A 24,660-nucleotide genomic window follows, 5' to 3' on the forward strand; every position below is an offset into this window, starting at 1 on the left:
CTCATCGCGATCATGGTGGTGCTGCTGACGGTCCTCGGCCTGGTCGTCGGCGGCACCGCCGAGATCTACCTGCGCAACACCCTCTACCACCGCCTCGACGAGCAGCTCCAGGAGACGGCGGGCCGGGCGCAGAAGCGCCCGAGCTTCCCCGGCGGCGAGCCGCACCTCGGCGGCGGCCAGTTCAGCGGCCGGGTGCCACCCGGCGCGCGGTCCGGCTCGATCTTCCTCAATCTGACCGCCGACGGCGGCGTGGACGGCGGCATCGTCACGCTGCGCGCCGACGCCGAGGGTTACTACGACAACCGGTACGAGCGCATTCCCGGCGCGACGGTCAGCCGGCTGAGCGCGGTGACGCCGACCAACGACCCCACCGACGTCGATCTGGGCGACCTGGGTGACTACCGCGTCGTCTCGACGGTCACCCAGGACGGCGTCGTCGTCGCGGCGCTCCCGCTCGAGGAGACCCACCAGACGCTGCTGGCCGTCGCGCTGGTCACCGGCGGGGCGGTGCTGGTGGCGCTGGTGGCGGCCGGGTGGGCGGGAGCGGTGATCATCCGCCGTACGCTCAAGCCCCTGAACCGGGTCGCGGCGACCGCGACCCGCGTCTCCGAGCTGAAGCTCGACCGCGGCCAGGTCGACCTGGCCCAGCGGGTGCCCGAGGCCGACACCGACCCGCGCACCGAGGTCGGCGCCGTCGGCGCCGCGTTGAACCGGATGCTCGACCACGTCGGGAACGCCCTGGAGGCGCGGCACGCCAGCGAGATGCAGGTACGCCAGTTCGTCGCCGACGCCAGCCACGAGCTGCGCACTCCGCTGGCGGCGATCCGCGGCTACGCCGAGCTGAGCCGCCGCAGCCGGCAGCCGGTGCCGGACGAGATCGGCCACGTGCTGGGCCGGGTGGAGTCCGAGGCGAAGCGGATGACCGCGCTGGTCGAGGATCTGCTGCTGCTGGCCCGGCTGGACGCCGGACGGCCGCTCGCGCACGACCCGGTGGACCTGACGATGCTGGTCGTCAACGCGGTGAGCGACGCGCACGCCGCGGGGCCGCGCCACGACTGGCAGCTGGATCTGCCGGAGGAGCCGGTCACGGTGACCGGGGACGAGCAGCGCCTGCACCAGGTGCTGGTGAATCTGCTGGCCAACGCCCGTACGCACACGCCGGAGGGCACGACCGTGACCGTCGGCGTGGCGCAGGAGCACGGCGCGGCGGTGATCCGGGTGACGGACGCGGGCCCGGGGATCCCGCGGGACCTGCAGCCGAAGATCTTCGAACGGTTCGCGCGCGGGGACAGCTCCCGGTCGCGGGCGGCGGGCAGCACGGGCCTCGGCCTGTCCATCGTGCACGCGGTGGTGACCGCGCACAGCGGCACGGTGGCCGTCGACAGCGTCCCGGGCCGTACGGAATTCACCGTCCGGCTGCCGGCGAGCCCGGAGCTACAGACCGCGCCGGAGCCCGTCCATGAGTACGTCGCGCAGGTCGTCCAGTAGCGCGCCGGCCGCATCGCCGTCCGAGACGTGCAGTTCCAGCGGGACGGACTCGCGGTCCCGGCCGACCAGCACGTCGAGCGCGCACAGGGCCCGGCCGGCCAGTTCGCCGGTCACCCCGGGCACCGCGGCGGCGCGCAGCCGGCCGTCCAGCCACGGCCGCCCCTGGGCGCCCGGCAGACCGGCGGCGATCGCCGCGATGGCGGCCAGCGCCTGGGCCGGCGGGATGTCACCGAGCAGGAGCTGCGGCGTCTCCCACACCCGCAGCACCACCACCGAGACCGCCTGGTGCCGCTCGGCCGGGGAGAGCTCGGCCAGACCGTCCAGGAGGTACGGCGCGCTCGCGTTGTTCATGCGTCTCATGTCAGCACACGCAACTTGCATGTGCCCATACCCCGGCTGACGGACATCGCACGACGGCGATGGGCTACGATGGCCGCGTGTCCCGTTGGTATTCGTGGTTTACGAGGCCGGCTCCGCCGGTGCCTCGGCCATGAGTTCATGACCTGAGACACCCCAGCAGGGCCGGCAGAGGCAGCGACGCTTGAGTCGCTGCCTTTTCGTTTGCGACGAGCCGGCCTGAGCTCGGGGACGCCGGCCCCGGGATGCCGGCGGAGAAGGAAGTCAGCCGTGACCATCCCCGAGGTTCAGCGGGTCAGCGACCACCGCATCGAGCGCGTCGTCCCGTTGATGAGCCCCGCCCTGCTGCACCACGAGCTGCCGCTGACCCACGAGCTGTCCGCGAGCGTGCTGGACGGCCGGCGGCAGGTGGAAGCCGTGCTGGACGGCCGAGATCCCCGCTTGCTCGTCGTCGTCGGGCCCTGCTCGGTGCACGACCCCGCGGCCGCCGCCGAGTACGCCGACCGCCTCGCCGCCGAACGCGAACGGCTCGCCGACGACCTGCTGATCGTCATGCGGGTGTACTTCGAGAAGCCGCGGTCGACGGTCGGCTGGAAGGGCCTGATCAACGACCCCGCGCTCGACGGGACCGGGGACGTGGGCAAGGGGCTGCGGACGGCCCGGTCCCTGCTGCTGCAGGTGCTCGAACGGGACCTGCCCGTCGCCGTCGAGTTCCTCGACCCGATCACGCCGCAGTACATCGCGGACACCGTGGCGTGGGGTGCGATCGGGGCCCGTACGGTCGAATCGCAGGTGCACCGCCAGCTCGCCTCCGGCCTGTCCATGCCGATCGGCATGAAGAACCGCCCGGACGGCAGCATCGCGACCGCCATCGACGCGATCAACGCCGCGGCCGTGCCGCACGTCTTCCCCGGCATCGACGTCTCCGGCACCCCGGCGATCATGCACACCACCGGCAACCCGGACTGCCACCTGGTGCTGCGCGGCGGCAAGGGCCCCAACTACAGCGCGGCGGACGTGCAGGCGGCGCTCGGGCTGCTGCGCGACGCGGGCCTGCCGGAGCGGGTCGTCGTCGACTGCTCGCACGGCAACAGCAACAAGGACCACCTGCGGCAGCCGATCGTGGCCGACGACGTCGCCGGCCAGCTCGAGGCGGGACAGCAGGGCGTCCGCGGCGTGATGCTGGAGAGCTTCCTGGTCCCCGGGCGGCAGGACCTGGGCGGCGAGCTCACGTACGGCCAGAGCGTCACCGACGCGTGCATGGGCTGGGAGCCGACCGTGGGCGTGCTGGAACGGCTGGCCACGGCGTCCGCCAAGCGCCGTTCCGGCCTCACAGGCGGCGCACAGTAAGGGCATAAGGGCCCGACAGGCGGGCGGAAGACAGTACGAGGGTCAATGCTTCCGCCTGCCTTAAGGACCCTTGATGACCTCGACGTTGCCCGTACCGCCGACGGTGGAGCCGGTGTACCCGCCGGCCGGGCCCCCCGCGGCGCGCGACGCGCCGTGGGTGCGCCCCGCGCTGATCTCTCTGCTGCTGCTCACCGGGATTCTCTACCTGTGGGGGCTGGGCGCGTCGGGCTGGGGCAACGCCTTCTACTCGGCCGCCGTGCAGGCCGGGTCGGAGAGCTGGAAGGCGTTCTTCTACGGCTCGTCGGACGCGGCCAACTCCATCACCGTGGACAAGACGCCCGCCTCGCTGTGGGTGATGGCGCTGTCCGTACGGATCTTCGGCCTGAGCTCGTGGAGCATCCTGGTCCCGCAGGCGCTCATGGGCGTCGCGACGACCGGCCTGCTCTTCGCCACGGTCCGCCGCTGGTACGGCCCCGCGGCCGGCCTCATCGCGGGCACGGTGTCGGCGCTGACCCCGATCGCCGTGCTGATGTTCCGGTTCAACAACCCGGACGCGCTGCTCGTGCTGCTCATGGTCGCCGGGGCGTACGCGACCGTGCGGGCGATCGAGAACGGGTCGACGAAGTGGCTGCTGCTGGCCGGGGTCTTCGTCGGCTTCGGCTTCCTCACCAAGATGCTGCAGGCGCTGCTCGTGGTGCCGGCGTACGCGCTCGCGTACCTGGTCGCCGGTCCGCCGAAGCTCGGTAAGCGGCTCGTACAGCTGGTGCTGGCCGGGCTGGCGATCGTCGTCTCGGCGGGCTGGTACATCGCGATCGTCGAGCTGGTGCCCGCGTCGATGCGGCCGTACGTCGGCGGCTCGCAGAACAACAGCCTGCTCGAGCTGACCCTGGGCTACAACGGCCTGGGCCGGCTGAACGGCGACGAGACCGGCAGCGTCGGCGGCGGGGGTGGCGGCAACCGGGGTGGCGGCTGGGGTGAGACCGGGATCCTGCGGATGTTCGACGCCGCGCAGGGCGGTCAGATCTCGTGGCTGCTGCCGGCCGCGCTGATCGTGCTGGTCGCCGGCCTCGTGCTGACGCTGCGGGCCGCGCGGACGGACCGGCTGCGGGCCGGGCTGCTGTTGTGGGGCTCCTGGCTCGTCGGCACCGCGCTGGTCTTCAGCTTCATGCAGGGCATCTTCCACGCGTACTACACGGTGGCGCTGGCGCCGGCGGTCGGCGCGGTGGTCGGCATGGGCTCGGCGCTGCTGTGGCGGCACCGGCGCAACGTGTTCGCCGCGCTGACGCTGGCCGCGGCGATCGGCGTGACCGCCTGGTGGTCGTGGCACATGCTCGGCTGGAGCCCGGACTTCGTGCCGTGGCTGCGCTGGGTCGTGCTGATCGGCGGCGGCGTGGCGGCACTCGGCGTTCTCGCCTCGCTGCGGCTGCCCGCGAAGGTGGCGCTGGCCGGCGCGGCGGTGGCCCTGGGTGCGGTGCTCGCCGGGCCGGCGGCGTACGCGGTCCAGACGGCGTCGGAGCCGCACACCGGGTCGATCCCGTCGGCGGGACCCGCGACGCAGGGCGGCTTCGGCCCCGGCGGCGGCCGCGGCGGGCGCGGCTTCCCCGGCGGTGGCTTCCCCGGCGGTGGGCCGGGCGGCGGCTTCCCGGGCCGCGGGCAGGGCGGGTTCCCCGGTGGAACGGCGCAACCGGGCACGCCTCCTCAGGGCGGCTTCACCGGTCGCGGCGGCGGGATGCGCGGCGGCGGCATGGGCGGCCTGCTCGACGCGGCGACCGTCAGCGACCAGATGAAGGCGCTGCTCGACGCGAACGCGGACCAGTACACCTGGGTGGCGGCGGCCGTCGGCTCGCAGAGCGCCTCGGGCTACCAGCTCGCCACCGAGGACCCGGTCATGGCGATCGGCGGCTTCAACGGCAGCGACCCGTCGCCCACGTTGGCGCAGTTCCAGGAGTACGTGGCCGAGAAGAAGATTCACTACTTCATCGGCGGGGGCGGTTTCGGCGGCCGTGGCGGCGGCACCGGCGGCAGCAATGCCGGCTCGCAGATCGCCTCGTGGGTCGCGGAGAACTTTCCGTCCCAGACGGTCGACGGCGTGACCGTCTACGACCTGACCACCACCAAGTGACGCGCCACGACTGCCCGCAGGCGGCTCCCGGATCCGGGGGCCGCCTGCGGCGTCGGCCGCACAGTCCGGGCACAGGCTCATCACACAAGGGACAAAGCGCGGCCGACGACCTTGATGGCATGAGCCTTTCCACCACGTTGCCCTCGCCCTCCGCCGGGCGGGACCGGGTCGTCGCCCCGGTCCTCGACGTCGTCGTCCCGGTCTACAACGAGGAGATCGACCTCGAGCCCTGCGTCCGCCGGCTGCACGCGTACCTGGCGGCCGAGTTCCCGTACCGGTTCCGGATCACGATCGCCGACAACGCGAGCACCGACTCGACCGCTGACGTGGCCCGCCGGCTCACCGAGACGCTGCCCGGCGTGGACTCGGTACGCCTCGCGGAGAAGGGGCGCGGCCGGGCGCTCAAGCACGTGTGGACGCACTCCGACGCGGCCGTGCTCGCGTACATGGACGTGGACCTGTCGACCGATCTGGGCGCGCTGCTGCCGCTGGTCGCGCCGCTCATCTCGGGCCACTCGGACCTGGCGATCGGCTCCCGGCTGGCGCGCGGGTCACGGGTCGTCCGCGGCGCCAAGCGTGAGTTCATCTCCCGCAGCTACAACCTGCTGCTGCGCGGCACCCTCGCGGCGCGCTTCTCCGACGCCCAGTGCGGCTTCAAGGCGATCCGGGCCGACGTGGCCGCCCGGCTGCTGCCGATGGTCGAGGACACCGGCTGGTTCTTCGACACCGAGATGCTGGTCCTCGCCGAGCGGGCCGGCCTGCGCATCCACGAGGTCCCGGTGGACTGGGTGGACGACCCGGACAGCCGCGTCGACATCGTGGCCACGGCGATGGCCGACCTGCGCGGCATCGCCCGTCTCACCCGCGCGCTGGGCACCGGCCGCCTCCCGCTGGCCGCGCTGCGTGAGCAGCTCGGCCGCAACCCGCTGCCGGTGGCCGGCGTCCCGGCCGGCCTGACCGGGCAGCTGCTGCGCTTCGCCGCGGTCGGGCTCGCGAGCACCCTCGCCTACCTCGCGCTCTTCGCGCTGCTGCGCGCCGGCATGGGCCCGCAGGGCGCCAACCTGGTCGCGCTGCTCGCGACGGCGATCGCCAACACGGCCGCCAACCGCCGGCTCACCTTCCGGGTACGCGGCACCGACGGCGTCTGGCGGCATCAGGCCCAGGGCCTCGTGGTCTTCGCCGTCGGCCTCGGGCTGACGAGCGGCTCGCTCGCGGTGCTGCACGCCGTGACCAGCCCGCCGACCGTGGTGGAGCTCGGGGTGCTCATCGTGGCCAACCTCGTGGCGACGGGCGTCCGCTTCCTGCTGATGCGCATCTGGGTCTTCCGCGCGGCCCGCGGCTCACTCACGCACATGCCATGAACGCAAGCCTCCGAACGGTATGAATTCTGTGACCTACGGGTAACAATGGACCCATCGATCGGGGTGGTTCCGACGTCCCCGGTCGTCGTGCCCCTACGTCCGGGCCCCGCCGGAGGTGCGACATGCTCAGCAAGGAAGACAGCCGCCGGCTGGCGCAGCTGGAACGTCAGCTGCGCCGCGAGGATCCCGACTTCTGCTCGCGCATGGCCGGCGGCCGCCCGGCCCGCCGGCACGTCCCGCTGTCGCTGATCCTCGCCGCGACCGTCGTGTGGGCGGCGGCCCTGGTCCTAGCCGTCGTGGGATGGTGGGCGGCGGCGATCGTGGCGGGCGTGTGGGCGCTGGTCATCATGGTCGCGATCGGCTACCGCTGCCGCCCGGGACGCGGCACCGACATCCCCGACGTCCTCCCGCCCGCCTGGTAGACCCCATCAACCGACGTCCCCCGCCCGCCTGGTAGACCTCAACCAACCGGCGGACGGAGGGCCGCCTGGTCGACCCCAACCAACCGGCGGACGGACGCCCGCCTGGTCGACCCCATCAGTCCGCGGACGGACGCACACCCGGCGGGAGATCAGCCGAAGCTGAGCGTCGCCTCCGGCGCCTCGCGGGCCCGGGCGACCACCGCGGCCTCCTCCTCGAGCGCCTTGCGGGCCTTGGCGCTCACCGTCCCGAACGGCGTAACCGACAGCTCCACCCGTTTGCGGCCGGCCATCTTGGCCCGCCACACCCCCGCGATCTCCCCGTCCACGAGGATCACGCCCGGGTTGCCGAGGATGCGCCACACCTCCTTCTGCCGGGCCCGTTCCGGCAGCAGCACGTCGCGGTCGCGGGCCTGCAGCAGCGCGTCCATCGCCGGCACGAACCGCACGCCCGTCACCGGGCCGGCCGCCGCCAGCGCGGCCACCGAGCCCGCCGGGATCCACGTCTTGCGGCCGTCGAGGCGTACCTCCTCGAGGCGGCCGGCCGGCCACACCTTCTTGATCTCGGCCGGCGCCGACCCCAGGTACTTCGCGACCTCGGACGGGGTGGCCGGGCCGAGGAGGCGCAGGTAGGTCTCGATCAGGTCCTCGATGCCCTCGTTGGCGACGGGCTGCGGTGGCGCGTCCGGGATCGGGCCCAGCGTGGCGTCCCTGCCGCGGGACTCCACCTGGACGCCGCCGGCCAGGCCCGAGTGCTGCCACACGCCTCCCGAGACGTGCCGGGCTCCGCAGGTGCGGCAGTCATACGTCAGCTCGCGCGGCACCCGCCGGCTCACCTCGGTGCTCGCCTCGCCGCGCGGCATCGACCTCGTCACGACCTCCCGGAACGCGGCGGCCGTCGCCTCGAACGCCTTGATGCCGAGCTTGACGCCCTGCGCGATCTGCCGGCTGTTGATCCGGGCGGACGCGTCGGCGTCGCTGACCGGCCACAGCGCCTTGACGAGCGTGCCGAGGTCACGCCGCCGATGCAGGTGCGGCGCTCCACGGGCCGCCCAGACCATCAGCAGCCGGTCGTCGTCGAGCGCCGCATCCGTGCGGGCCGCCAGCCCGACCTGGACGGAACCCGGCGTGTACTCCTGCACGCCGAGGTCGAGCACGGGCAGGTCGCCGGGGCGCGCCGAGCCGCGGTCCGCCAGCCCCAGCGCGGCCACCCGGTAGGCCATGGCCTGCCTGCGGTCCACGTCCATGGGCACCTCCAGGAAATCTCAGCCGCGACGACCGTACCGCCGGGATGCGACATTTCTCAGCCGCTCCATCCGGCTGCCGCCGACCGAGACCAGTTCCCACGTGTCGAGGCTGCTGGGGCCGTACGGGCCCTCCTGCAGGATCGGCGGCTCGCCGGTGAGGCGGTAGCCGCAGCGTCGCGCCACGGCGGTGCTGGCCGTGTTCCCCGGGTCGATGCGCAGCAGCAGCCGGTTCAGCTTCAGCGTGCTGCGGGCGTACGCGGACAGCAGCGAGAGCGCCCCGGCAGCCAGCCCGCGCCGGCGGTGCTGAGCGCCCACCAGGTATCCCAGCTCGGCCTCCCGCAGCCCGGCGTCGACGCCGAAGAGCAGCACCTCACCCAGCGGTTTCGCGCCGTCCGTGGTGATCACCAGCTGGATGCGCTGACCGCTGAGGCGGCCCTGCCTCGCGCGTTTCAGGTACGCGACGCCGGCCTCGGTGTCGAACGGCGACGGCATCGGGGTCCACCGGGCGATGTCGGGCTCGTCGAGCATGGCGACCAGCTCGTCGAGGTCGTCGTCCCGCCACTCGCGCAAGGTGAGGCCGTCCCCGGAGAGGGTGATCGGGTACGGCAGGCGGCCGGGGGTGGTCATGGGCCGATCCTGCCCGTAAGGACCCGGTTCCTGCCAGTAGGCGGGGCTTCATAACCGGGTGAATGAAAGCCTCAGGCGCGGACCACGATGGGTGCGGAATCCCGCAAAGCCCAGTCGTGGCTTATGTCTGCGGCCGCGTGCAGCAACAGCGGCAGGTGGTGGCCTGTCAACTTATCGACAGAGGTCTCCGCGGCGTGCACGGTCACGTTCAGCGCCGCCACCACCCGGCCGTCGCCGTTGCGGACGCCGGTCGCGATGGACCGGATGCCCAGCGCGAGGTCCTGATCGGCGAGCGCCCAGCCCTTGGCGCGCACCTCGCGCAGCGAGCGGTCCAGCTCCTCTCGGTCCGGCTGCCACCGCGCGTCGATCCCCGACCGGCTCTGCTGTGCCAGGACCGTCTCCAGCTCGGCCGGGCTCAGCGCGGCGAGCAGCACCTTGCCCATCGAGGTGGCCGGCGCCGGGAAGCGGGTGCCGATCGAGACGGCCAGGGTGACGATCTTGGGTACGGCGACGCGCGCCACGTACACGATGTCCGAGCCGTCGAGCTGGGCCATCGACGTCGACTCGCCGGTCTGCGCGACGAGCCGTTCCATGTGCGGGCGGGCCACGTCCCACATGTCGAGGCTGTGCACGTACGCCATGCCGAGCTCGAGCACGCGCGGGGTGAGGGCGTACCCGCGCTCCTCCGCGCGCACGTACCCGAGCTCGGTGAGGGTCAGCAGGATCCGGCGGACCGTGGGCCGGGCCAGCCCGGTGTCGGCGGCGATCTCACTCAGCGTCGACACCCGGCGGCCCGGCCGGAAGCTGCGCAGCACGTCGAGCCCGCGCGCGAGGGCCTCGATGAAGTCAGGTCCGGCTTCGCGTGGCACGCGCTAATGCTTCCACTGCGCCGAGCCGGCGTCCCACTCGGTGTAGGTGTACGGGTTGTCCATCACCTTAGTTTCCGGGATGTCCGGGTTCATGCCCTTGAGCCACGCCTCCTCGCCCATCGTCGAACGGAGGTGCTCGATCGTGCGGCCGACGGCGGCGCGGGCGGCGGCGAGGTCGACCCCGACCAGCCGGCCGTCGCGCTTCACGATGCGACCGTTGATCACGACGGTGTCGACGTCGCCGCGCTGCGCCTGGAAGGCGACGTGGCCGTAGGGATGCAGGATCGGCGTCATCACCGGCGAGTGGTCGTTCTTGAGCAGCACCACGTCGGCCTTCTTGCCCGGCTCGAGGCTGCCGACCACCGAGTCGAGCCCGAGCGCCTTGCTGCCGCTGCGGGTGGCCCAGTCGACGACCTGCTCGGCGCGCAGGTGCACGTGCGTCACCGTCTCGGCGCGGCGGTGCGCCTCCATGTGCTCGCGCGAGCGGTCGGCGCCGAGCGTGGTCCGCATGGCCGAGAACAGGTCGCCGCTCCACCACACGCTGGTGTCCATCGACAGCGAGACCGGGATGCCGTGGTCGCGCAGCGTCCAGGTGGGCGGGTAGCCCTGACCGGCGCTCTGCTCACTCTCGGTCGAGACGGACACCGAGCCGCCGGTCGCGGCGATGCGGTGGTACGAGTCGTGCGTCAGCGTCGCCGCGTGCACGTACACGGTCTGCGGGGTCATGAAGCCGTTCTCGTGCATGAGGCGGATGCCGTCGTCGTTGGTCGCGCCCCACACGCCGGCGTGGGTGGTGACCGGTACGCCCAGCTCCCGGGCCACCTCGAACGCGGCCTTCTCGGGGAAGGACGGGTCGCCGGTGACGTCGAAGGCCATCTGGAAGCCCAGCATGTCGCCGCCGCCGGACATGCGCCGGTTGACGAAGTCGCGGAACTCGGGGCTGGTCGCCCACTCCCACGGGCCCTGCTGGATGTTGCCGTACGCGAGCACGAACCGGCCGGGCACCGCCTGCAGCGCGTCGACGGCGGCGTCCGCGTGCTGGGGCGTCTGGAGGCCGTGGGACCAGTCGACGGTGGTGGTGACGCCGGCGTCGATCGCCTCGATCGCGGCGAGGAGGTTGCCGGCGTACACGTCCTCGGGGCGGAACAGCTTGCCGGATTCGAGGTAGTACCAGACGAAGTACTGGGTGAGCGTCCAGTCGGCGCCGTACCCGCGCATCGCGGTCTGCCACATGTGCCGGTGGGTGTCGATCATGCCCGGCATGAGGATGCCGCCGGAGGCGTCGATCTCGGTCGCGCCCTCGGGTGCGGTGAGGCCGGTGCCGACCTCCGCGATGCGCTCGCCCACCACGAGCACGTCGGCGCCGGTGAGCACGGTGTGCTGGTCGTCCATCGTCAAAACGGTGCCGTTGCGGAACAGAACTGCCTCGGACATGGCCCTCCTTCGCTCCGGCGGACAGGCGTCCGTCTGGCGGTCAGTGTGTGACCGGCCGTGAGGACTGTCAAGGTTCCTCGTTGACATCCATGGTGATGCCGCCGCAAACTGACGGACATCTGTCCGCTATGCGGGCACAGATCGAAAGGCGGCTCATGGGCGCACTGGACGGACTGCTCGTCGCGGACTTCTCCCGGATCCTCGCGGGGCCCTACGCGACGATGCTGCTGGCCGACCTCGGTGCCACGGTGGTCAAGGTGGAGGGTCCCGGCGGCGACGACACCCGGACGTGGATGCCGCCGGTCCGCGCCGGCGTCTCCACGTACTACCTGGGCATCAACCGCAACAAGCGCTCGATCGCCCTGGACCTCAAGAACCCCGAGGATCTCGAGGTCGCGCAGCGCCTGGCCCACCGCGCCGACGTGATGATCGAGAACTTCCGGCCGGGCGGCCTCCAGCGCTTCGGCCTCGACTACGACACGGTCGCCGCCGCCAACAGCAAGATCGTGTACGCGTCGATCAGCGGCTTCGGCACCGGCGCGGGCGCGAACTACCCCGGGTACGACCTCATGGTGCAGGCGATCTCCGGGCTGATGAGCCTCACCGGCGATCCGGACGGGCCGCCGTACCGGGCCGGGATCTCGGTCTTCGACGTCATGGCCGGCCTGCACGCGAACATCGGCATCCTCGCCGCCCTGCACCACCGGGCGGCCACCGGCGCCGGCCAGCACGTCGAGGTCAACCTGCTGTCCTCCGCGCTGTCCGGCCTGGTCAACCACTCCAGCGGCTACGTCGCCGGCGGCACGGTGCCGTTCCGGATGGGCAACGCGCACCCGAGCCTGTTCCCGTACGAGCCCCTGCCCACCTCGGACGGCGAGCTGATCGTGATCGCCGGCAACGACGGCCAGTTCCGCAAGCTGTGCCAGGTGCTCGACCTGCCCGACCTGCCCGACGACCCGCGCTTCGGCCGCAACCAGGACCGTACGGCCAACCGCGAGCAGCTGCGCCCCATCCTGGTGGAACGGCTCAGCAAACGGACCAAGGACGAGTGGTTCCGCGATCTGCTCGCCGCCGGGGTGCCGTGCGCCCCGATCAACACGATCGACGGTGGCGTGGCGCTCGCCGAGGAGCTCGGGCTCGACCCGGTGGTGACGGTCGGCGGCGTCCCCGGCGTACGGAATCCGATCACGTTCTCGGACACCCCGGCCGGCTACGAGCTCCCCCCGCCCGGCCTCGACGAACACGGTGAGGAGATCCGCACGTGGCTGATGCAGGACTGAACTTCCCGACCTCGCTCGGTACGTCCGACGAGAAGCAGATCCGCCTGCTCGGCCAGGACCTCGCGGCCGACCTCATGGGCAAGGTCGGGTTCGGGGAGCTGGCGTTCTGGCTGGTCGCCGGCCGGCGGCCCACGCCCGGGGAGACCCGGGTGTTCGAGGCCGTGCTCGTCGCGCTCGCCGACCACGGGTTCACCCCGACGGCGATCGCGGCGCGGCTCACGTACCTCAGCGCCCCGGAGTCCCTGCAGGGCGCGCTCGCCGCGGGCCTGCTCGGCGGCGGCAGCCGGTTCCTCGGCGTGACCGAGGACTGTGGACGGTTTCTGGCTTCCACGCTGGCGGAGGCGGGCCCCGATCCGGACTACGACGCGGTCGCACTCGAAGCCGTCCGCAAGGCGCGCGAGGCGAAGAAGTTCGTGCCCGGCCTCGGTCACCCCGTCCACAAGCAGCAGGACCCGCGTACGCCCGTGCTCATGGCGATCGCGGACGAGGAAGGGCTCAAGGGCCCGCACCTGCGGTTGTTCGAGGCGATCGGGCGCGTACACCCGCAGGTCCTGAACCGGACCCTGCCGCTGAACGGAGCCGGGGTGTGCGGGGCGGCCCTGGCCGACCTCGGCCTGCCGGTCGACCTGCTGCGCGGCTTCGCGCTGCTGGCCCGGGCCGCCGGGCTGCTCGGCCACCTGGCCGAGGAGCGGCGCCGGCCGCTCGGCATGGACATCTACCTGACGGTCGACCGCAACGCGGTCTACATGGACACCGAAGACTGAGAGGAGCCGCCATGGCTGAGGTCGTCGCGGTCATCGCCTCCACGCACCATCCCTTCTACTACCGGGCCAGCACGGCCACCGGCGAGGACCGGCCGCCGTTCGCCGACGAGTGGGTACGGAAGATCACCGGCTTCCGGGAGACGCTCACGAGGGCGAACCCGGACGTGCTGGTGATGGTCGGCTCGGACCACTTCCACCAGCTGTGGCTGGACAACATGCCGCAGTTCCTGGTCGGCAAGGCGCCCTTCTACGACGCCAACTGGTACAACGAGGAGCGCGAGTTCGGCCTGCCGCGGATGCTGCTCAAGGGGCAGGAGGACCTGTCCGCGCACATCCTGCGCGCCGGCCTCGACGAGGGCTTCGACCTGGCGTTCAGCAACGAGCTGCGGATCGACCACAGCGTCACCTGCCCGATCATCACGCTGCGGCCCGAGGCGGACCTGCCGATCGTGCCGATCTACACCAACATCTTCGCGCCGCCGCTGCCGCAGCCGAAACGCTTCGTCCAGCTCGGCCAGGCGATCCGGGAGATCGTCGAGAGCTGGCCCAGCCACCTGCGCGTCGCGATCATCGGCACCGGGCACCTGTCGCTGGAGCTCGGCGGCCCCCGCCAGTTCGGCCCGCACGGACCGGACCCCGAGTTCGACCGGAAGGCCGTCGAGTGGATCGCCACCGGCGACCTGGACCGCTGCCTCGCCGAGGTGACCCTGGACAGCCTGCACTCCCCCGGCAACGCCACCCACGGCTTCATGGACTTCATGCTGATGATGGGCGTCGCCGGCGCCGGCCAGAAGGCCGACTACGTGGACAGCCTCGACCTGTTCCACACCATGGAGGCCTACTTCACCTGGTACCCGAACGGAGCCCCGCGATGAGCAAGTACCTCGTCGACAAGTTCCTGTTCACCATCGACCGCGACCCCGAGCTGGTGGAGCGCTACCGCGAGCAGCCGCGGGAGACCGTGGACTGGTGGGAGGCCGAACGCGCCAACGCGGTGCTCAACTGCCATGCCGGCGAGGCCTCCACCTGGCTGCGCTTCACCGACGAGGAACGCGAGGCACTGGGCACGCACGACCACGTCAAGCTGTTCGAGCTGGGCGCGCACCCGTTCCTGACGCTGACCCTGTTCATCGCGATGTTCGAACGCGACCACGGGCCGCTCGAGTACCAGAAGGCGTTCGGCGCCCGGCTCGCGCATTTCAACCTGCCGTACCCCGACATCGCCACCTGATGCGCGCCGCGCTGCTGCACGAGTGCGGGTCGCCGCCGGCGGTCGGCGAGCGCCCGCTGCCGACGCCGGCCGCCGACGAGATCCTGGTACGGGTCACCGCCGCGTCCATCACCCCGCTGGATCTGCTCTGCGCCACGGGCACGTCGTACTTCGGCACCCCGCCGACCCCGTACGTGCCCGGGGTGCAGGGTGTCGGCGTCCGCGACGACGGCGTCGCGGTGTGGTTCCCGACCACCGCCGGCATGCGCCCGGGCGACGGCAGCCTCGCCGAGTACGCCGCCGTCCGCGCAGCCGACACAGTGGAACTTCCCCCGGACGCCGACCACGGTTTGATCGCGGCCCTGGGCCTGTCAGCGGTCGCGGCCCACATGGCGCTCACCTGGCGTGGCGGCCTGCAACCGGGCGAGGGGGTCCTCGTCCTGGGAGCGGGCGGTGTCGTCGGTCAGGCCGCGATCCAGCTCGCTCTGCTGGAGGGCGCCGGCCGGGTCGTCGGTGCGGCTCGCTCCGCCGACGGCCGGGCGCGCGCGACGCAGCTGGGCGCGGCGGCCGTCTGCGATCTCTCAGGTGACGTTCCGGCACTGGCCGCACGGTTCCGGGAGGCCGCGGAGGGACCGCTGGATCTCGTCCTCGACCCGCTCTTCGGCATCCCGGCCGCTGCGGCGTTGCGCGTCCTGCGGCCCGGCGGCCGCCTCGTCAACCTCGGCAGCTCGGCGGGTGAGACCGCGCCCGTCGACTCGGCGACGCTGCGCAGCGGCTCGCTGCAGATCCTCGGCTACACCAACAACTCGCTCACAACGGCCCAGCGGTCGGCCTCGCTCGGCCTGATCGCCGGGCACGCCGCGGCGGGACGGCTGACGGTCGCCCACGAGACCGTACGGCTCGACGACGTCGGCGCCGCCTGGTCACGGCGGGACATCCGGATGGTCGTCACCCCTTAGCGCCCATCACCGCCGGTTCTGTCGTACGTTCTAGAGACCATGAGCGTCATCGATCTGGACCGCCCTCCCGCCGCGCCGTCGCCGCCCAGCCCTCGCCGCCCCAACCGGCGCCTGTTGACCGCCGCGGCCATCCTCGCGACCGGAGCGGTCCTCGGCAGCGCCGGCACGTACACCTACCTGCAGTCACGCACCGACCGCTCGCTCGAGAGCACGGTCTCCGTGCTGGTCCTGCCCGACACCGGCCCGCAGGCGAACGACGCGGGCGTCGGCGGCGTGGTCGTGCACGGCAAGGTCACCGACGCCACGCTCACCCGCCGGGTCACGCTCGTCAACGCCGGTCCCCGTCCGGTCAACGTCCACAACCTCAGCGTCGTCCGGCCCGGCCTGGTCGTCCGGGGCGTCGAGAAGCAGCGGTGGATCCGGCAGGGCGAGGCGGTGCCGGCCGACGCCGACATCACGATCATGTGCTCGCGCGGGCTGCCGATCGGGCTGCTGTCCGTACGGCTGTCGGTCCAGACGAACGACGAGCGGGAGCGTACGGTGACCGCCGTGCTGGACGGCTCACAGTGGAACGACCAGGCGCGTGTCGCCTGCGACGGGCACCTCTCGTAGCTGTCACAACCCGGCGGCGGCGCAGTGCGGCAGCAGGGCCCGCAGCACCGTGCTGTCCTCCCGCCGCCACACCAGAGCCAGCACCGCCGGAACGTCGATGCCGGTGATCGGCACGGCGGTCAGCTTCGAGTCCGCGCCCATCGACGCGCTGAGCACGGCGACCCCCAGGCCGCGGGCGGCCAGATCCATGACCGCGCCGGGCGCGGTCGCCTGCAGGGCGACATCGACCCGCACCCCCGCCGCCGCGGACGCCTGGTCGAGCACGGCACGCACCCCGGTCCCCACCGGCAGACAGATCAACGGGTACGCGCACAGCCGCCGCAACCCGACGCTCTCCTTGCCAGCCAGCGGATGATCCTCGGGCACCAACGCCACGAGCCCCTCGCTGACCACCGTCCGGTACGCGAGATCCGCCGGCGTCGTTCCCGCCGCCCCCACCAGAGCGATGTCGATCCGCCCGGCGCGGACGTCCTCGACGAGTGCGTCGGAGTCGCCTTCGCTGAGCGACACCTCGATGCGCGGATGAGCCCGATGGAAGGCGGCCAGCGCGTCGAAGAGCGCCGTCACCGTGCACGCCGTCACCATGCCGAGGCGCAGGTGTCCGCGTACCAGGCCTTTCACCTGATCGATCGCGGTCTGCACGGCCGCGGCGGCGGCGAGGGCGGCGCGCGCGTGGGGCAGGGCGGCGATGCCGGCGTCGGTGAGCCGTACGATGCGCGAGGACCGGTCGAACAGCTCGGCGCCGACCTCCCGCTCGAACTGCCGGATCTGCGCGCTGACCCCGGACTGGGTGATGTGCACGCGCTCGGCGGCCTTGGTGAAGTTGGCCTCCTCGGCCACGGCGACGAAGTACTCGAGCTGCCGCAAATCCATGACCGCGAATCATACCTACGGCAAGAACTATTTGTTGGACTTGTCACCGGCGTGGCGCAAGGCTGGGCTCATGACCGTACGAGAGAAAGCCCTTCACCCCGAAGACCTCACCCGCCTGTTCGTGGCACGGGCCAATGCGAAAGACGCCGAAGGCCTCTCACTGCTGTACGAACAGGACGCCGTGATGGCGTACCCGCCGGGCCGGCAGACAGTGGGCCGCGACGCCATCCGGGAGCTGTGGGAGAAGGCCTTGCCGCACATGCCGGCATTCGAACCGGAAGAACCGCTGCCGACCCTGATCAGCGGCGATCTCGCATTGACGTCGACGCCGCCGAAAGACGGCGCCGGGGCCCGCGCCCAGGTCGCCCGCCGCCAGCCCGACGGCAGCTGGCTGCGCGTCCTCGATCAGCCGGAGTTCTCATCCCCGGACAAGTGATCCATGCACAACCCCCGGGCGCCTGGGAAGACTTCCAGCCATGAACATCTCCGGAAACACCGTCTTCATCCCCGGCGCCACGAGCGGCATCGGCCTCGCCCTCGCCGTGGCCCTGAAGGACAAGGGCAACAGAGTCATCGTCGGCGGCCGCCGTACCGAGCTCCTCGAGCAGATCGCCGAGAATCACCCGGGCATCGGCACGGTCCGCATCGACACCGCCGACCCGGCAAGCATCGAAGCGGCAGCCAAGGAGGTCATCACCGGTCATCCCGACCTCAACGTGGTGATCGCAATGGCCGGGATCATGCGGGTCGAGGACTGGCACACCCCCGCCGGCTTCCTCTCCTCGGCGGAATCCATCATCACCACGAACGTCCTCGGTCCGATCCGCCTCATCGCGGCCTTCATCGAGCACCTGCGCACCCGCCCGGACGCCACCATCGTCACGGTCTCCTCGGGCCTGGCCTTCGCCCCGCTCAAGGCGACACCCAGCTACAACGCCTCGAAGGCCGCCATCCACATGCTCAGCGAATCGATCCGGCTCCAACTCGCCGACACCAGCGTGAAAATCGTCGAACTGGTCCCGCCGGCCGTGCGCACCGAGCTCCTCCCCGGCCAGGAGACCAGCGAATTCGCCATGCCGTTGGACGAGTACGTGACCGAGGTCGTCGGCCTCTTCGAGAACCACCCGGAAGCCAAGGAGATCCAGGTCGAAAGAGTCAAATTCCTCCGGTACGCCGAAGCCCGCGGCGACTACGACCAGGTCGTCACGACCCTCAACGCGGCCGACCCGCACGGCAAATAGCTCGGCGGACTTCGCCAGCCTGGTCCTCGACTCCGGAGGGGCCCGAGCTGCCGTGGCCGTCCTGGCCGGCCGGCTGGCGACCCGGCTGACCCGCTCGGTCCTCGCCGGCGCCCTGGCAGCTCTGGTCGTCCCGGCGGGGTGCGGCGCTCGCGATGCTGCTGGTCCCGCCGCCGTCGGACAGTCCGATGGCCCCGTGCGCCCAGAACCCGGCGCTACATCTGCGGTACGTCCCGGCGGCGGAAGGCGATGAACCCGGTCATGACCAGGGCGATAGCGACGACGGTCAGAGCGGCCAGGCCACCGGTGGCGACCGTTCCGAGCGGCGGGTACCCGACGTGCGTGGCAGGAGCAAGGTCGAGTGCCCACTGCGCGAGCTGGAGGCCGGGGCCGAGGAGAGCGATGAAGGTTGTCGCCGCATACCCCGCCCAGGCGAGAGCGAAGCCGCGGGGAAACAGGCCGAACAGCGCCAGGGCGAGACCGGCGAGCACGAATTCCGCCGGCACATAGCTCAGACCGGCCTTGACGGTGGCGCCGAATTCGTCGGTGCTCGCGACCGACCACGTGGTCGACAGCGCCAGAACCAATGAGGAGCACACGACGATGAGGATCAGTCCGGCCGCGACGGCGGCGCCGTGGGCTGCCAGCCAGCGCAGGCGGGACAGCGTGCCGGCCAGCCGGGCCTCCAAGCGGCCCTCGGCCTCTTCAGCACGCCATGTGCCGATCGCCTGGATGGCATACCCGGAGGCGATGACCGCCACATAAAGCTGAGTCGCGGCGATGAAGCCGTCCAGCGGTCGATCGCCTTCGATACCCATTGCCTCGGCCAGTGAGGGATTGCCGGCCACTGCGTCCAGGAACTGTCGGGAGAGCGCGCCCATCATTGCGGTGAGCAGGACTCCGCCGGCCAGCCAGCCCGCGACCGCAGGGCGGTGGATCCAGGCCGCGAAGCCGATCGGTCGCCGCCGGAAGCGGGTCGCACGTGCCGGGCCTGCGCCGCCGCGCAGCAGGGCGCTGCCGACGTCGCGGCGAGCGGCCAGCCTCACGGCCGCGCCACCGAGGATGAGACCGGTGACGGCGGGGACGGCGAGCACCCACCACCGCTGGTCGCCGAACGGCGCGGTCTTCTCCGCCCACCCCAGCGGAGACAGCCAGGTCAACCAGCTCATGGTCGTGTCACCGACCCCGCGCAGGACGTACGCCACGGCGAGCGCGATGAGGCTCCACGTGTAAAGCCCGCGGGGATGCAGCACCAATTGCGCCAGCAGAGCCGCAAAGCCCGCGAACACGAAGGCCAGCGAGCCGAGCGCCGCACTGTAGAGGATCGACCCGGACACCGGGACCCCCGCGACGGTCAGCCCGATGGCGAACAGGACGGACGTGGTGAGGATCGCCGCGGTCGCCACGATGAGGGCCGCCTGAGCAGGCTGGTGCCGGGCGATCCGGCCGCCGAGGATCGTCTCGAGTCGGCCGGACGCCTCTTCGCGTCGGGTCGAGGTGGCGATCAGGGCTATGCCGAGCAGCGGGAGCAGAAACGAGGCCAGGAACCCGAACTCATCCTGGATGACCCCACCCAGGCTGTCGATGCCGTCGACATGGCCGTTGATCGCGGCCAGCGCGTTGCCGGCGGTGACGGCCTCGGCGTAGGTGTGAATCTTGGCCGACGTGTCGTAGAGACCGGCGACGGCGGCAGCCGTCCCGATCATGCTGACCGCAAGGACGATCACCCAGACGAGGATGCCCCGGCGGTGGGTGCGCCAGACGATCCCGGCCATCGTGCCCAGGTGAGGCGGGCGGGGAGTCGCCGCACGGCTTCGGATGCTGATCGGCTGTCCCTCTGTCGTCATCGGACACCCCCGATGAAGCGCTTTGCGGCCCCAGTCCTCATCGCGCGGCCTCCGCAAGCGCCTCGCCGGCCTCCGGGGTGTCGGAACCCGCTCCGTAGCTACGCAGGAACAGCGCATCGAGGCTGGGCGGGGTGACGGTCAGCGTGTGGATCCGCGCGGCGTGCAACCTGCCGATCATCGCGTCAAGGTGTTGCGGGTCGACGGTGAACCTGATGTCGACGTGCCCGTCCAGGCGTTCGCAGACGCAGTCGGCCACCCCCTCCGCCCGGGCCACCCCCTCGGGTTCACGGGTGGTGGTCGCGTGCACCGATGTCCGGGTGTGACGGCGCAGGTCGGCAAGGCTGCCGGTGGTGACGGTACGGCCACGGCGAATGATGCTCACCCGGTCGGCCAGCGCCTCGACCTCCCCGAGGATGTGGCTGGACAGGAGCACCGTGACGCCTTCCTCCCGCCGCTCGCGTACGCATTGCTGGAAGGTCTGCTCCATCAGCGGGTCGAGCCCGGACGTGGGCTCGTCGAGGACGAGCAGGTCCACCTGCGCGGCCAAGGCAGCCACCAGGGCGACCTTCTGGCGGTTGCCTTTCGAGTAGTCCCGGATCCGCTTCGTCGGATCCAGGTCGAAGCGGTCGATCAGGTCTTTCCGGCGCCTCTCGTCGACCCCGCCGTGGGTCGCGCCGATCACGTCGAGGCACTGGCCACCGGTCAGTCCGGGCCACAGCGCGACGTCCCCGGCGACGTACGCCAGCCGCCCGTGGAGGCGGGCGGCATCCCGCCACGGGTCGGCACCGAACAGTTCGACGTGGCCGCCGGTGGCCCGGATCAATCCGAGCAGGATACGGATGGTGGTGGATTTGCCGGCCCCGTTGGGACCCAGAAAGCCGTGCACCTCACCCGGATGCACAGTGAGATCCAGACCGTCGAGAGCACGCGCTCTCCCGAACGTCTTGGTGAGTTCCTGGAGGTGGATGACAGGGCCGGGCTGACTCATGAGGGCTTCTCCTCTCCGGGCGCGATCACGAACGCGCCCTGCGTATAGACCGCGGCGACCTCTTTGGCCCAGCGGGTGATCCCCTCCGGCGTGAGCGGGTCGACGCCGATCGCCGCGGCGATCGGGTTCCGAAGCAGGATCAGCGCGAGGTCGTTGACCAGAAGGAACGCGGCACGAACCGCTGGGTCCGCACCGGGCCGGGCGACGCCGACCTCGGCCATGGAATCGAGAAGCCGGCGAGTCAGGGCGTACCAACGACCGAACAGCGCCGCGCCCGCCGGGTCGTTGACGAGCAGCAGGCGGCGCAGGTAAGCGGGCAACGGAGAGCCGTGCGGGAAGGCGTGCGCGAACATCTCGGCGACGGACATCCAGCTGTCCCCCGTCACCGCCTCGGCCAGGTCTCGCTCGTCCATCGCGAACAGCGAGTCGAAAGCCTGCCCGGCATATTCGTCCACCGCGGCCCGCAAACCGTCCTTACTGCCGAAGTGATGCACCACCAGCGCCGGCGACACCCCTGCCGCCGTGGCGATCTCCCGCACGGTCACGGCGTCAGGCCCACGCTCGGCGAACAGGCGCAGCGCCGCGTTGCGGATGATCGCTTTGGCCGTGAGGTCACCTTCACCAGCGACTGAACTCATGTTCAATAGACTAAACAGATGTTCAGCACGGGTCAAGAAGTACCGACTCCGCCCTCGGCATGGTCGATGCCCGAGGGGCCCGCGCGGCTCAAAGACGAGCCCGGTCCACTTCTCAGACGGCGCTACCCTGTGCGAACGAACGAGCATGCGACTGCTGAGGCGGCCCACCGAGGTAACGAGTTCCGCGGTGGACCTGCGACGGCGGAACCCCGGAGACGTCGATGAGCGACCGGCCGGCAACCCGAACCGCCCTGATCACGGGCGCCTCCTCCGGCATCGGCCAGGCGACTGCCGACGCGTTCGCCCAAGCCGGCTGGCGCGTGTTCGGCACCAGCCGCCGACCCCGACCGCACCGTCCCGGCGTCCACATGCTTCAACTGGACGTACGATCCGACCAGGCCGTCATCGCATGCGTGAGCGACGTCATCGCCGAGTCAGGTTGCATCGGCGTGCTGGTCAACAACGCCCGCATGATGCACACCGGCATGGCGGAAGAGACCACCATGGAGCAGGCCCGCGGAGTCTTCGAGACCAACTTGTTCGGGGTGGCCCGGCTCACCAACGCCGCACTGCCACACATGCGCGCCCGCAGGCACGGGCGGATCATCAACATCGGCTCGGCCGCAGGGTGGATCGGCGAGCCCGGCGAGGCGGGTCGGCAACATCATCGGCGGCAACACCTTCGACGCGTTGATGATTTTCGTGGCGGATGCGGCGTACCGTCCGGGTTCGGTGTATGCCGGAGCAGCAACGGCGGGACTCCTGCTCACCGGCACGACGGCGATCATGACAGCGGTCCTGGCCGCTGGTCTGATCCTTCGTGAACGTAAGGGCATCGGGTTCGAAGGCGTGGCCACTCCCCTGATCTACGGCACCGCCGTCGTCATGCTCCTCGCACGGGCCAATATCTGAAGATCCGACGTGGTGACCACGGCTTCTCAAGTGCCACGCTCTCACCCGCTTGGACTGTCACGTCACCACCGGCGCTGGCGGCGCAGCCGCGAGGGGCGACCGTCGGGGTCGTAGAAGAGCAGGTAGGGCGGAGTGGCCCTGGCCCGGGTGAACGCCGACAGTCGCCGGGGGCTGTGCCGCCGCAGCCGTCCGGGTGGCCGGGTGCCATGCCGTCCGCCTTGGTGCCAGGCATCGAGGGCGTCGGCGGCTGCGTCCAGGGCGTGCAGGGCGTCGGCGGGATCGAGAAGGTCGCCGTCGTCACCCGGGTCACGATCGAGGTGCTCACGCATGAGTGTCATGCGCAAGTCGCGGGCGAACACCCGGGCGTGGTCGCCGAGTCCGGCCGGGTCGTGCGGTGGCAGCGGGTCGGCGCGTACGGGACGGCCCGCGAGCCGGTCACGAAGCATGGCCACGGGGTTTCCGGCGCGCAGCGGAGCGGGGTCGTTCCACCGTTCCCGAAAGGTGTGTTCGAGCTCGGCCACGACGGGGCCGCGGAGTTCGAGCTGAACATCGTGCCAGGGCGGCCGGTCACCGTAGACGCCGGCCATTCCGACCGGCTGTGGATCACCGGTTGTGACCCACTTCAACAACGGCGTCCTCCCTGTTTCGGCCTGCCGCGGCCGCTGCTCGACGGTCACCGGCCAATCCGTGGACAGCATCGCGTGTCGTGACGGCGTGAAGCGCGTGTCGCAGCCGGCGTCACTGGCTGGTGGACACGTCGCGGGTGATCTGATCGACCCGCTGGAGCCGTCCATCCGCCGAGAGCTGGCCGAACATGTAGATCTCTGTTGCGATCGTGTTCCCGGTGGCCATATCCGCAGTCAGGGTGTACCGCGCGGCCACCCGGTCCGCCATGCGCAGAGTCGCGTGCACCTCGACGCGAACGCTCTTGGCGCGCTTACGCGCCGGACGCACGTGCGCAAGCAACCTCTCCCGGCCGAGCTCGATGCCGTCACTACACATGACGAAATCCGGCGCGTGGTAGCGGTCGAACACGGTCCCCGCATCGTGGCCGCCGAACGCCACCTCTTGCGGATATCGGACGAGATAGTCAGCGACGGTGACATCCATGCTCAGCTCCTAACTCTGACATCACTGTCAAAGCTAAAGCCGTGCGGTAAATTTGACAACCGTGTCCGACCTACAGGAGCCGAGACGACGTCAGCGCGCCGACGCGCGGCGCAGCATCGCCGCGGTTCTGGATGCCGCCGTCGCCCTGCTCGGTGGGAAGCCGGACGCATCAATGGACGAAATCGCCGTGGCCGCCGGCGTCTCCCGCCAGACGATCTACGCGCACTACTCCTCCCGAGACGCGCTGCTGCACGCGGTGACACGGCACATCACTGCCGAGGTCGCCGTCAAGCTCAGCGGCCTCGATCTCGACAGTGGCAGCGCCGTCGAAGCCCTGGGCCGATGGATCGGCGCCAGTTGGACACTGCTGGAGCGCTACCCGGTGCTGCTCACTCCCGCAATTGTCACGCCGGACGGCGACGAGCAAGAGCGCCACGAGCCAGTGACGGGCGGACTGATCCGGCTCCTCGAACGAGGGCGCCATGGCCGCGAATTCGACCCGGCGATGCCCACCACCTGGTACCTCGCGGCCATCATCGGCCTCGGCCACGCCGCAAGCCAGGAGGTCCTCGCCGGCCGAATGACCCCGGACGAAGCCGGCGCGGCATTCAGGGAAAGCGCAATCAAAATATGCCGAGCGACGGATGCACCGGCACGCTGATCGGTCCGAACGAATTCGTGTGGCGTCGTCGCGCCGCACAGCGTGGGTGAACTCGCCACCCGGAGCCGCGCTGCTCGGCGTTCCTGCTCGCCGCCGGCTATGAGCAGGCCGCGTTCAAGCCCCGGTCACGCGCCCCGAACCCACGAAACGCAGGTCCGGGCTATTCCGATGTCCTGAGACATCACAGGGTGCCCCCGGTAGTGTGCTGGCTCAGGACATCGGAATAGGGTGTCTCGGGTCATCGGAATAGGTATGTCTCGGGTCATCGGCATGGCTGCGTGACCAAGCGGCCGC

The 24,660-nt window shown here is 71.2% G+C and carries 26 protein-coding genes; 15 read left to right on the forward strand and 11 right to left on the reverse strand.

Annotation, left to right across the window (positions count from 1 at the left end; all coding sequences use genetic code 11):
- Nucleotides 1-12: 12 nt before the first annotated feature.
- Nucleotides 13-1,488 (forward strand): HAMP domain-containing sensor histidine kinase, encoded by a 1,476-nt coding sequence (locus AB0K03_RS22365; protein ID WP_364687814.1) that lies wholly within the window; start codon nt 13-15, stop codon nt 1,486-1,488.
- Here AB0K03_RS22365 and AB0K03_RS22370 read toward each other — a convergent pair.
- Nucleotides 1,435-1,839 (reverse strand): hypothetical protein, encoded by a 405-nt coding sequence (locus AB0K03_RS22370; RefSeq protein WP_364687744.1) that lies wholly within the window; start codon nt 1,837-1,839, stop codon nt 1,435-1,437. The genes AB0K03_RS22365 and AB0K03_RS22370 overlap by 54 nt on opposite strands.
- 276 nt (nt 1,840-2,115) lie before the next feature.
- Between AB0K03_RS22370 and AB0K03_RS22375 the strand changes: the two genes are divergently transcribed.
- From AB0K03_RS22375 to AB0K03_RS22390, 4 genes are all read left to right on the forward strand, one after another.
- A complete protein-coding gene (locus AB0K03_RS22375; RefSeq protein ID WP_364687746.1) occupies nt 2,116-3,195 on the forward strand; it encodes a 3-deoxy-7-phosphoheptulonate synthase in 1,080 nt (359 codons plus the stop codon).
- A gap of 73 nt (nt 3,196-3,268) precedes the next feature.
- Nucleotides 3,269-5,317 carry a glycosyltransferase family 39 protein gene (locus AB0K03_RS22380; RefSeq protein WP_364687748.1) on the forward strand — a complete coding sequence of 683 codons (2,049 nt, stop codon included), beginning with the start codon at nt 3,269-3,271 and terminating at the stop codon, nt 5,315-5,317.
- A gap of 119 nt (nt 5,318-5,436) precedes the next feature.
- Nucleotides 5,437-6,678, forward strand: coding sequence for a bifunctional glycosyltransferase family 2/GtrA family protein (locus AB0K03_RS22385; protein WP_364687750.1), 1,242 nt, complete (start codon nt 5,437-5,439; stop codon nt 6,676-6,678).
- 122 nt (nt 6,679-6,800) lie between these two features.
- Complete coding sequence (locus tag AB0K03_RS22390) at nt 6,801-7,100, forward strand: DUF3040 domain-containing protein (RefSeq protein WP_364687752.1); 300 nt, start codon at nt 6,801-6,803, stop codon at nt 7,098-7,100.
- A 149-nt stretch (nt 7,101-7,249) separates the two neighbouring features.
- Here AB0K03_RS22390 and AB0K03_RS22395 read toward each other — a convergent pair whose 3' ends face one another.
- The 4 genes from AB0K03_RS22395 to AB0K03_RS22410 form a co-directional block, all read right to left on the reverse strand.
- The gene (locus AB0K03_RS22395) at nt 7,250-8,344 is read right to left on the reverse strand and encodes a DNA glycosylase AlkZ-like family protein (protein WP_364687754.1); all 1,095 of its coding nucleotides are present in this window, start codon (nt 8,342-8,344) and stop codon (nt 7,250-7,252) included.
- Nucleotides 8,345-8,362: 18 nt separating this feature from the next.
- The gene (locus tag AB0K03_RS22400; protein WP_364687756.1) at nt 8,363-8,971 is read right to left on the reverse strand and encodes a GNAT family N-acetyltransferase; all 609 of its coding nucleotides are present in this window, start codon (nt 8,969-8,971) and stop codon (nt 8,363-8,365) included.
- 71 nt (nt 8,972-9,042) lie between these two features.
- Nucleotides 9,043-9,840 (reverse strand): IclR family transcriptional regulator domain-containing protein, encoded by a 798-nt coding sequence (locus tag AB0K03_RS22405; RefSeq protein ID WP_364687758.1) that lies wholly within the window; start codon nt 9,838-9,840, stop codon nt 9,043-9,045.
- Nucleotides 9,841-9,843: 3 nt separating this feature from the next.
- Nucleotides 9,844-11,274: an amidohydrolase family protein gene (locus AB0K03_RS22410; RefSeq protein WP_364687760.1), complete on the reverse strand. Its 1,431-nt coding sequence runs from the start codon at nt 11,272-11,274 to the stop codon at nt 9,844-9,846.
- 155 nt (nt 11,275-11,429) lie between these two features.
- On the opposite strand from AB0K03_RS22410, the gene AB0K03_RS22415 reads away from it, so the two are divergent.
- Genes AB0K03_RS22415 through AB0K03_RS22440 form a run of 6 tightly spaced genes read left to right on the forward strand, consistent with a single transcriptional unit; the run spans nt 11,430 to nt 16,099 of the window.
- Nucleotides 11,430-12,554 carry a CoA transferase gene (locus tag AB0K03_RS22415; protein ID WP_364687762.1) on the forward strand — a complete coding sequence of 375 codons (1,125 nt, stop codon included), beginning with the start codon at nt 11,430-11,432 and terminating at the stop codon, nt 12,552-12,554.
- A complete protein-coding gene (locus AB0K03_RS22420; RefSeq protein ID WP_364687764.1) occupies nt 12,536-13,318 on the forward strand; it encodes a citryl-CoA lyase in 783 nt (260 codons plus the stop codon). The genes AB0K03_RS22415 and AB0K03_RS22420 overlap by 19 nt, the downstream gene beginning before the upstream one ends.
- An 11-nt stretch (nt 13,319-13,329) precedes the next feature.
- Nucleotides 13,330-14,193 carry an extradiol ring-cleavage dioxygenase gene (locus AB0K03_RS22425; RefSeq protein WP_364687766.1) on the forward strand — a complete coding sequence of 288 codons (864 nt, stop codon included), beginning with the start codon at nt 13,330-13,332 and terminating at the stop codon, nt 14,191-14,193.
- Nucleotides 14,190-14,549 carry a hypothetical protein gene (locus AB0K03_RS22430; RefSeq protein WP_364687768.1) on the forward strand — a complete coding sequence of 120 codons (360 nt, stop codon included), beginning with the start codon at nt 14,190-14,192 and terminating at the stop codon, nt 14,547-14,549. The genes AB0K03_RS22425 and AB0K03_RS22430 overlap by 4 nt, the downstream gene beginning before the upstream one ends.
- A complete protein-coding gene (locus AB0K03_RS22435; protein WP_364687770.1) occupies nt 14,549-15,487 on the forward strand; it encodes a zinc-binding alcohol dehydrogenase family protein in 939 nt (312 codons plus the stop codon). The genes AB0K03_RS22430 and AB0K03_RS22435 overlap by 1 nt, the downstream gene beginning before the upstream one ends.
- A 39-nt stretch (nt 15,488-15,526) precedes the next feature.
- A complete protein-coding gene (locus tag AB0K03_RS22440; RefSeq protein ID WP_364687771.1) occupies nt 15,527-16,099 on the forward strand; it encodes a hypothetical protein in 573 nt (190 codons plus the stop codon).
- A gap of 3 nt (nt 16,100-16,102) precedes the next feature.
- Here AB0K03_RS22440 and AB0K03_RS22445 read toward each other — a convergent pair whose 3' ends face one another.
- Nucleotides 16,103-16,972: a LysR family transcriptional regulator gene (locus AB0K03_RS22445; RefSeq protein WP_364687773.1), complete on the reverse strand. Its 870-nt coding sequence runs from the start codon at nt 16,970-16,972 to the stop codon at nt 16,103-16,105.
- 70 nt (nt 16,973-17,042) lie between these two features.
- Between AB0K03_RS22445 and AB0K03_RS22450 the strand changes: the two genes are divergently transcribed.
- Nucleotides 17,043-17,408 carry a nuclear transport factor 2 family protein gene (locus AB0K03_RS22450; protein ID WP_364687775.1) on the forward strand — a complete coding sequence of 122 codons (366 nt, stop codon included), beginning with the start codon at nt 17,043-17,045 and terminating at the stop codon, nt 17,406-17,408.
- Nucleotides 17,409-17,448: 40 nt separating this feature from the next.
- Nucleotides 17,449-18,213, forward strand: coding sequence for an SDR family NAD(P)-dependent oxidoreductase (locus AB0K03_RS22455; RefSeq protein ID WP_364687777.1), 765 nt, complete (start codon nt 17,449-17,451; stop codon nt 18,211-18,213).
- A 212-nt stretch (nt 18,214-18,425) separates the two neighbouring features.
- Here AB0K03_RS22455 and AB0K03_RS22460 read toward each other — a convergent pair whose 3' ends face one another.
- From AB0K03_RS22460 to AB0K03_RS22470, 3 genes are all read right to left on the reverse strand, one after another.
- Nucleotides 18,426-19,985: a hypothetical protein gene (locus tag AB0K03_RS22460; protein ID WP_364687779.1), complete on the reverse strand. Its 1,560-nt coding sequence runs from the start codon at nt 19,983-19,985 to the stop codon at nt 18,426-18,428.
- 109 nt (nt 19,986-20,094) lie between these two features.
- On the reverse strand, nt 20,095-21,045 hold the full coding sequence (locus AB0K03_RS22465) for an ABC transporter ATP-binding protein (RefSeq protein WP_364687781.1): 951 nt from the start codon (nt 21,043-21,045) through the stop codon (nt 20,095-20,097).
- Nucleotides 21,042-21,683, reverse strand: a complete 642-nt coding sequence (locus AB0K03_RS22470; protein ID WP_364687783.1) for a TetR family transcriptional regulator — start codon at nt 21,681-21,683, stop codon at nt 21,042-21,044. Before AB0K03_RS22470 ends, AB0K03_RS22465 begins: the two co-directional genes overlap by 4 nt.
- A gap of 221 nt (nt 21,684-21,904) precedes the next feature.
- On the opposite strand from AB0K03_RS22470, the gene AB0K03_RS22475 reads away from it, so the two are divergent.
- Entirely contained in the window at nt 21,905-22,507 is a 603-nt protein-coding gene (locus tag AB0K03_RS22475; protein WP_364687785.1) for an SDR family NAD(P)-dependent oxidoreductase, read from the forward strand.
- 150 nt (nt 22,508-22,657) lie between these two features.
- Here the strand turns inward: AB0K03_RS22475 and AB0K03_RS22480 are convergent, their stop codons facing one another.
- Entirely contained in the window at nt 22,658-23,182 is a 525-nt protein-coding gene (locus AB0K03_RS22480; protein WP_364687787.1) for a hypothetical protein, read from the reverse strand.
- A gap of 151 nt (nt 23,183-23,333) precedes the next feature.
- A complete protein-coding gene (locus AB0K03_RS22485; protein ID WP_364687789.1) occupies nt 23,334-23,705 on the reverse strand; it encodes a nuclear transport factor 2 family protein in 372 nt (123 codons plus the stop codon).
- A gap of 61 nt (nt 23,706-23,766) precedes the next feature.
- On the opposite strand from AB0K03_RS22485, the gene AB0K03_RS22490 reads away from it, so the two are divergent.
- On the forward strand, nt 23,767-24,366 hold the full coding sequence (locus tag AB0K03_RS22490) for a TetR/AcrR family transcriptional regulator (RefSeq protein ID WP_364687791.1): 600 nt from the start codon (nt 23,767-23,769) through the stop codon (nt 24,364-24,366).
- Nucleotides 24,367-24,660: the final 294 nt, after the last annotated feature.

Origin of the sequence: Actinoplanes sp. NPDC049316 (genome assembly GCF_040677315.1) — a bacterium.
Taxonomy (GTDB): domain Bacteria; phylum Actinomycetota; class Actinomycetes; order Mycobacteriales; family Micromonosporaceae; genus Actinoplanes.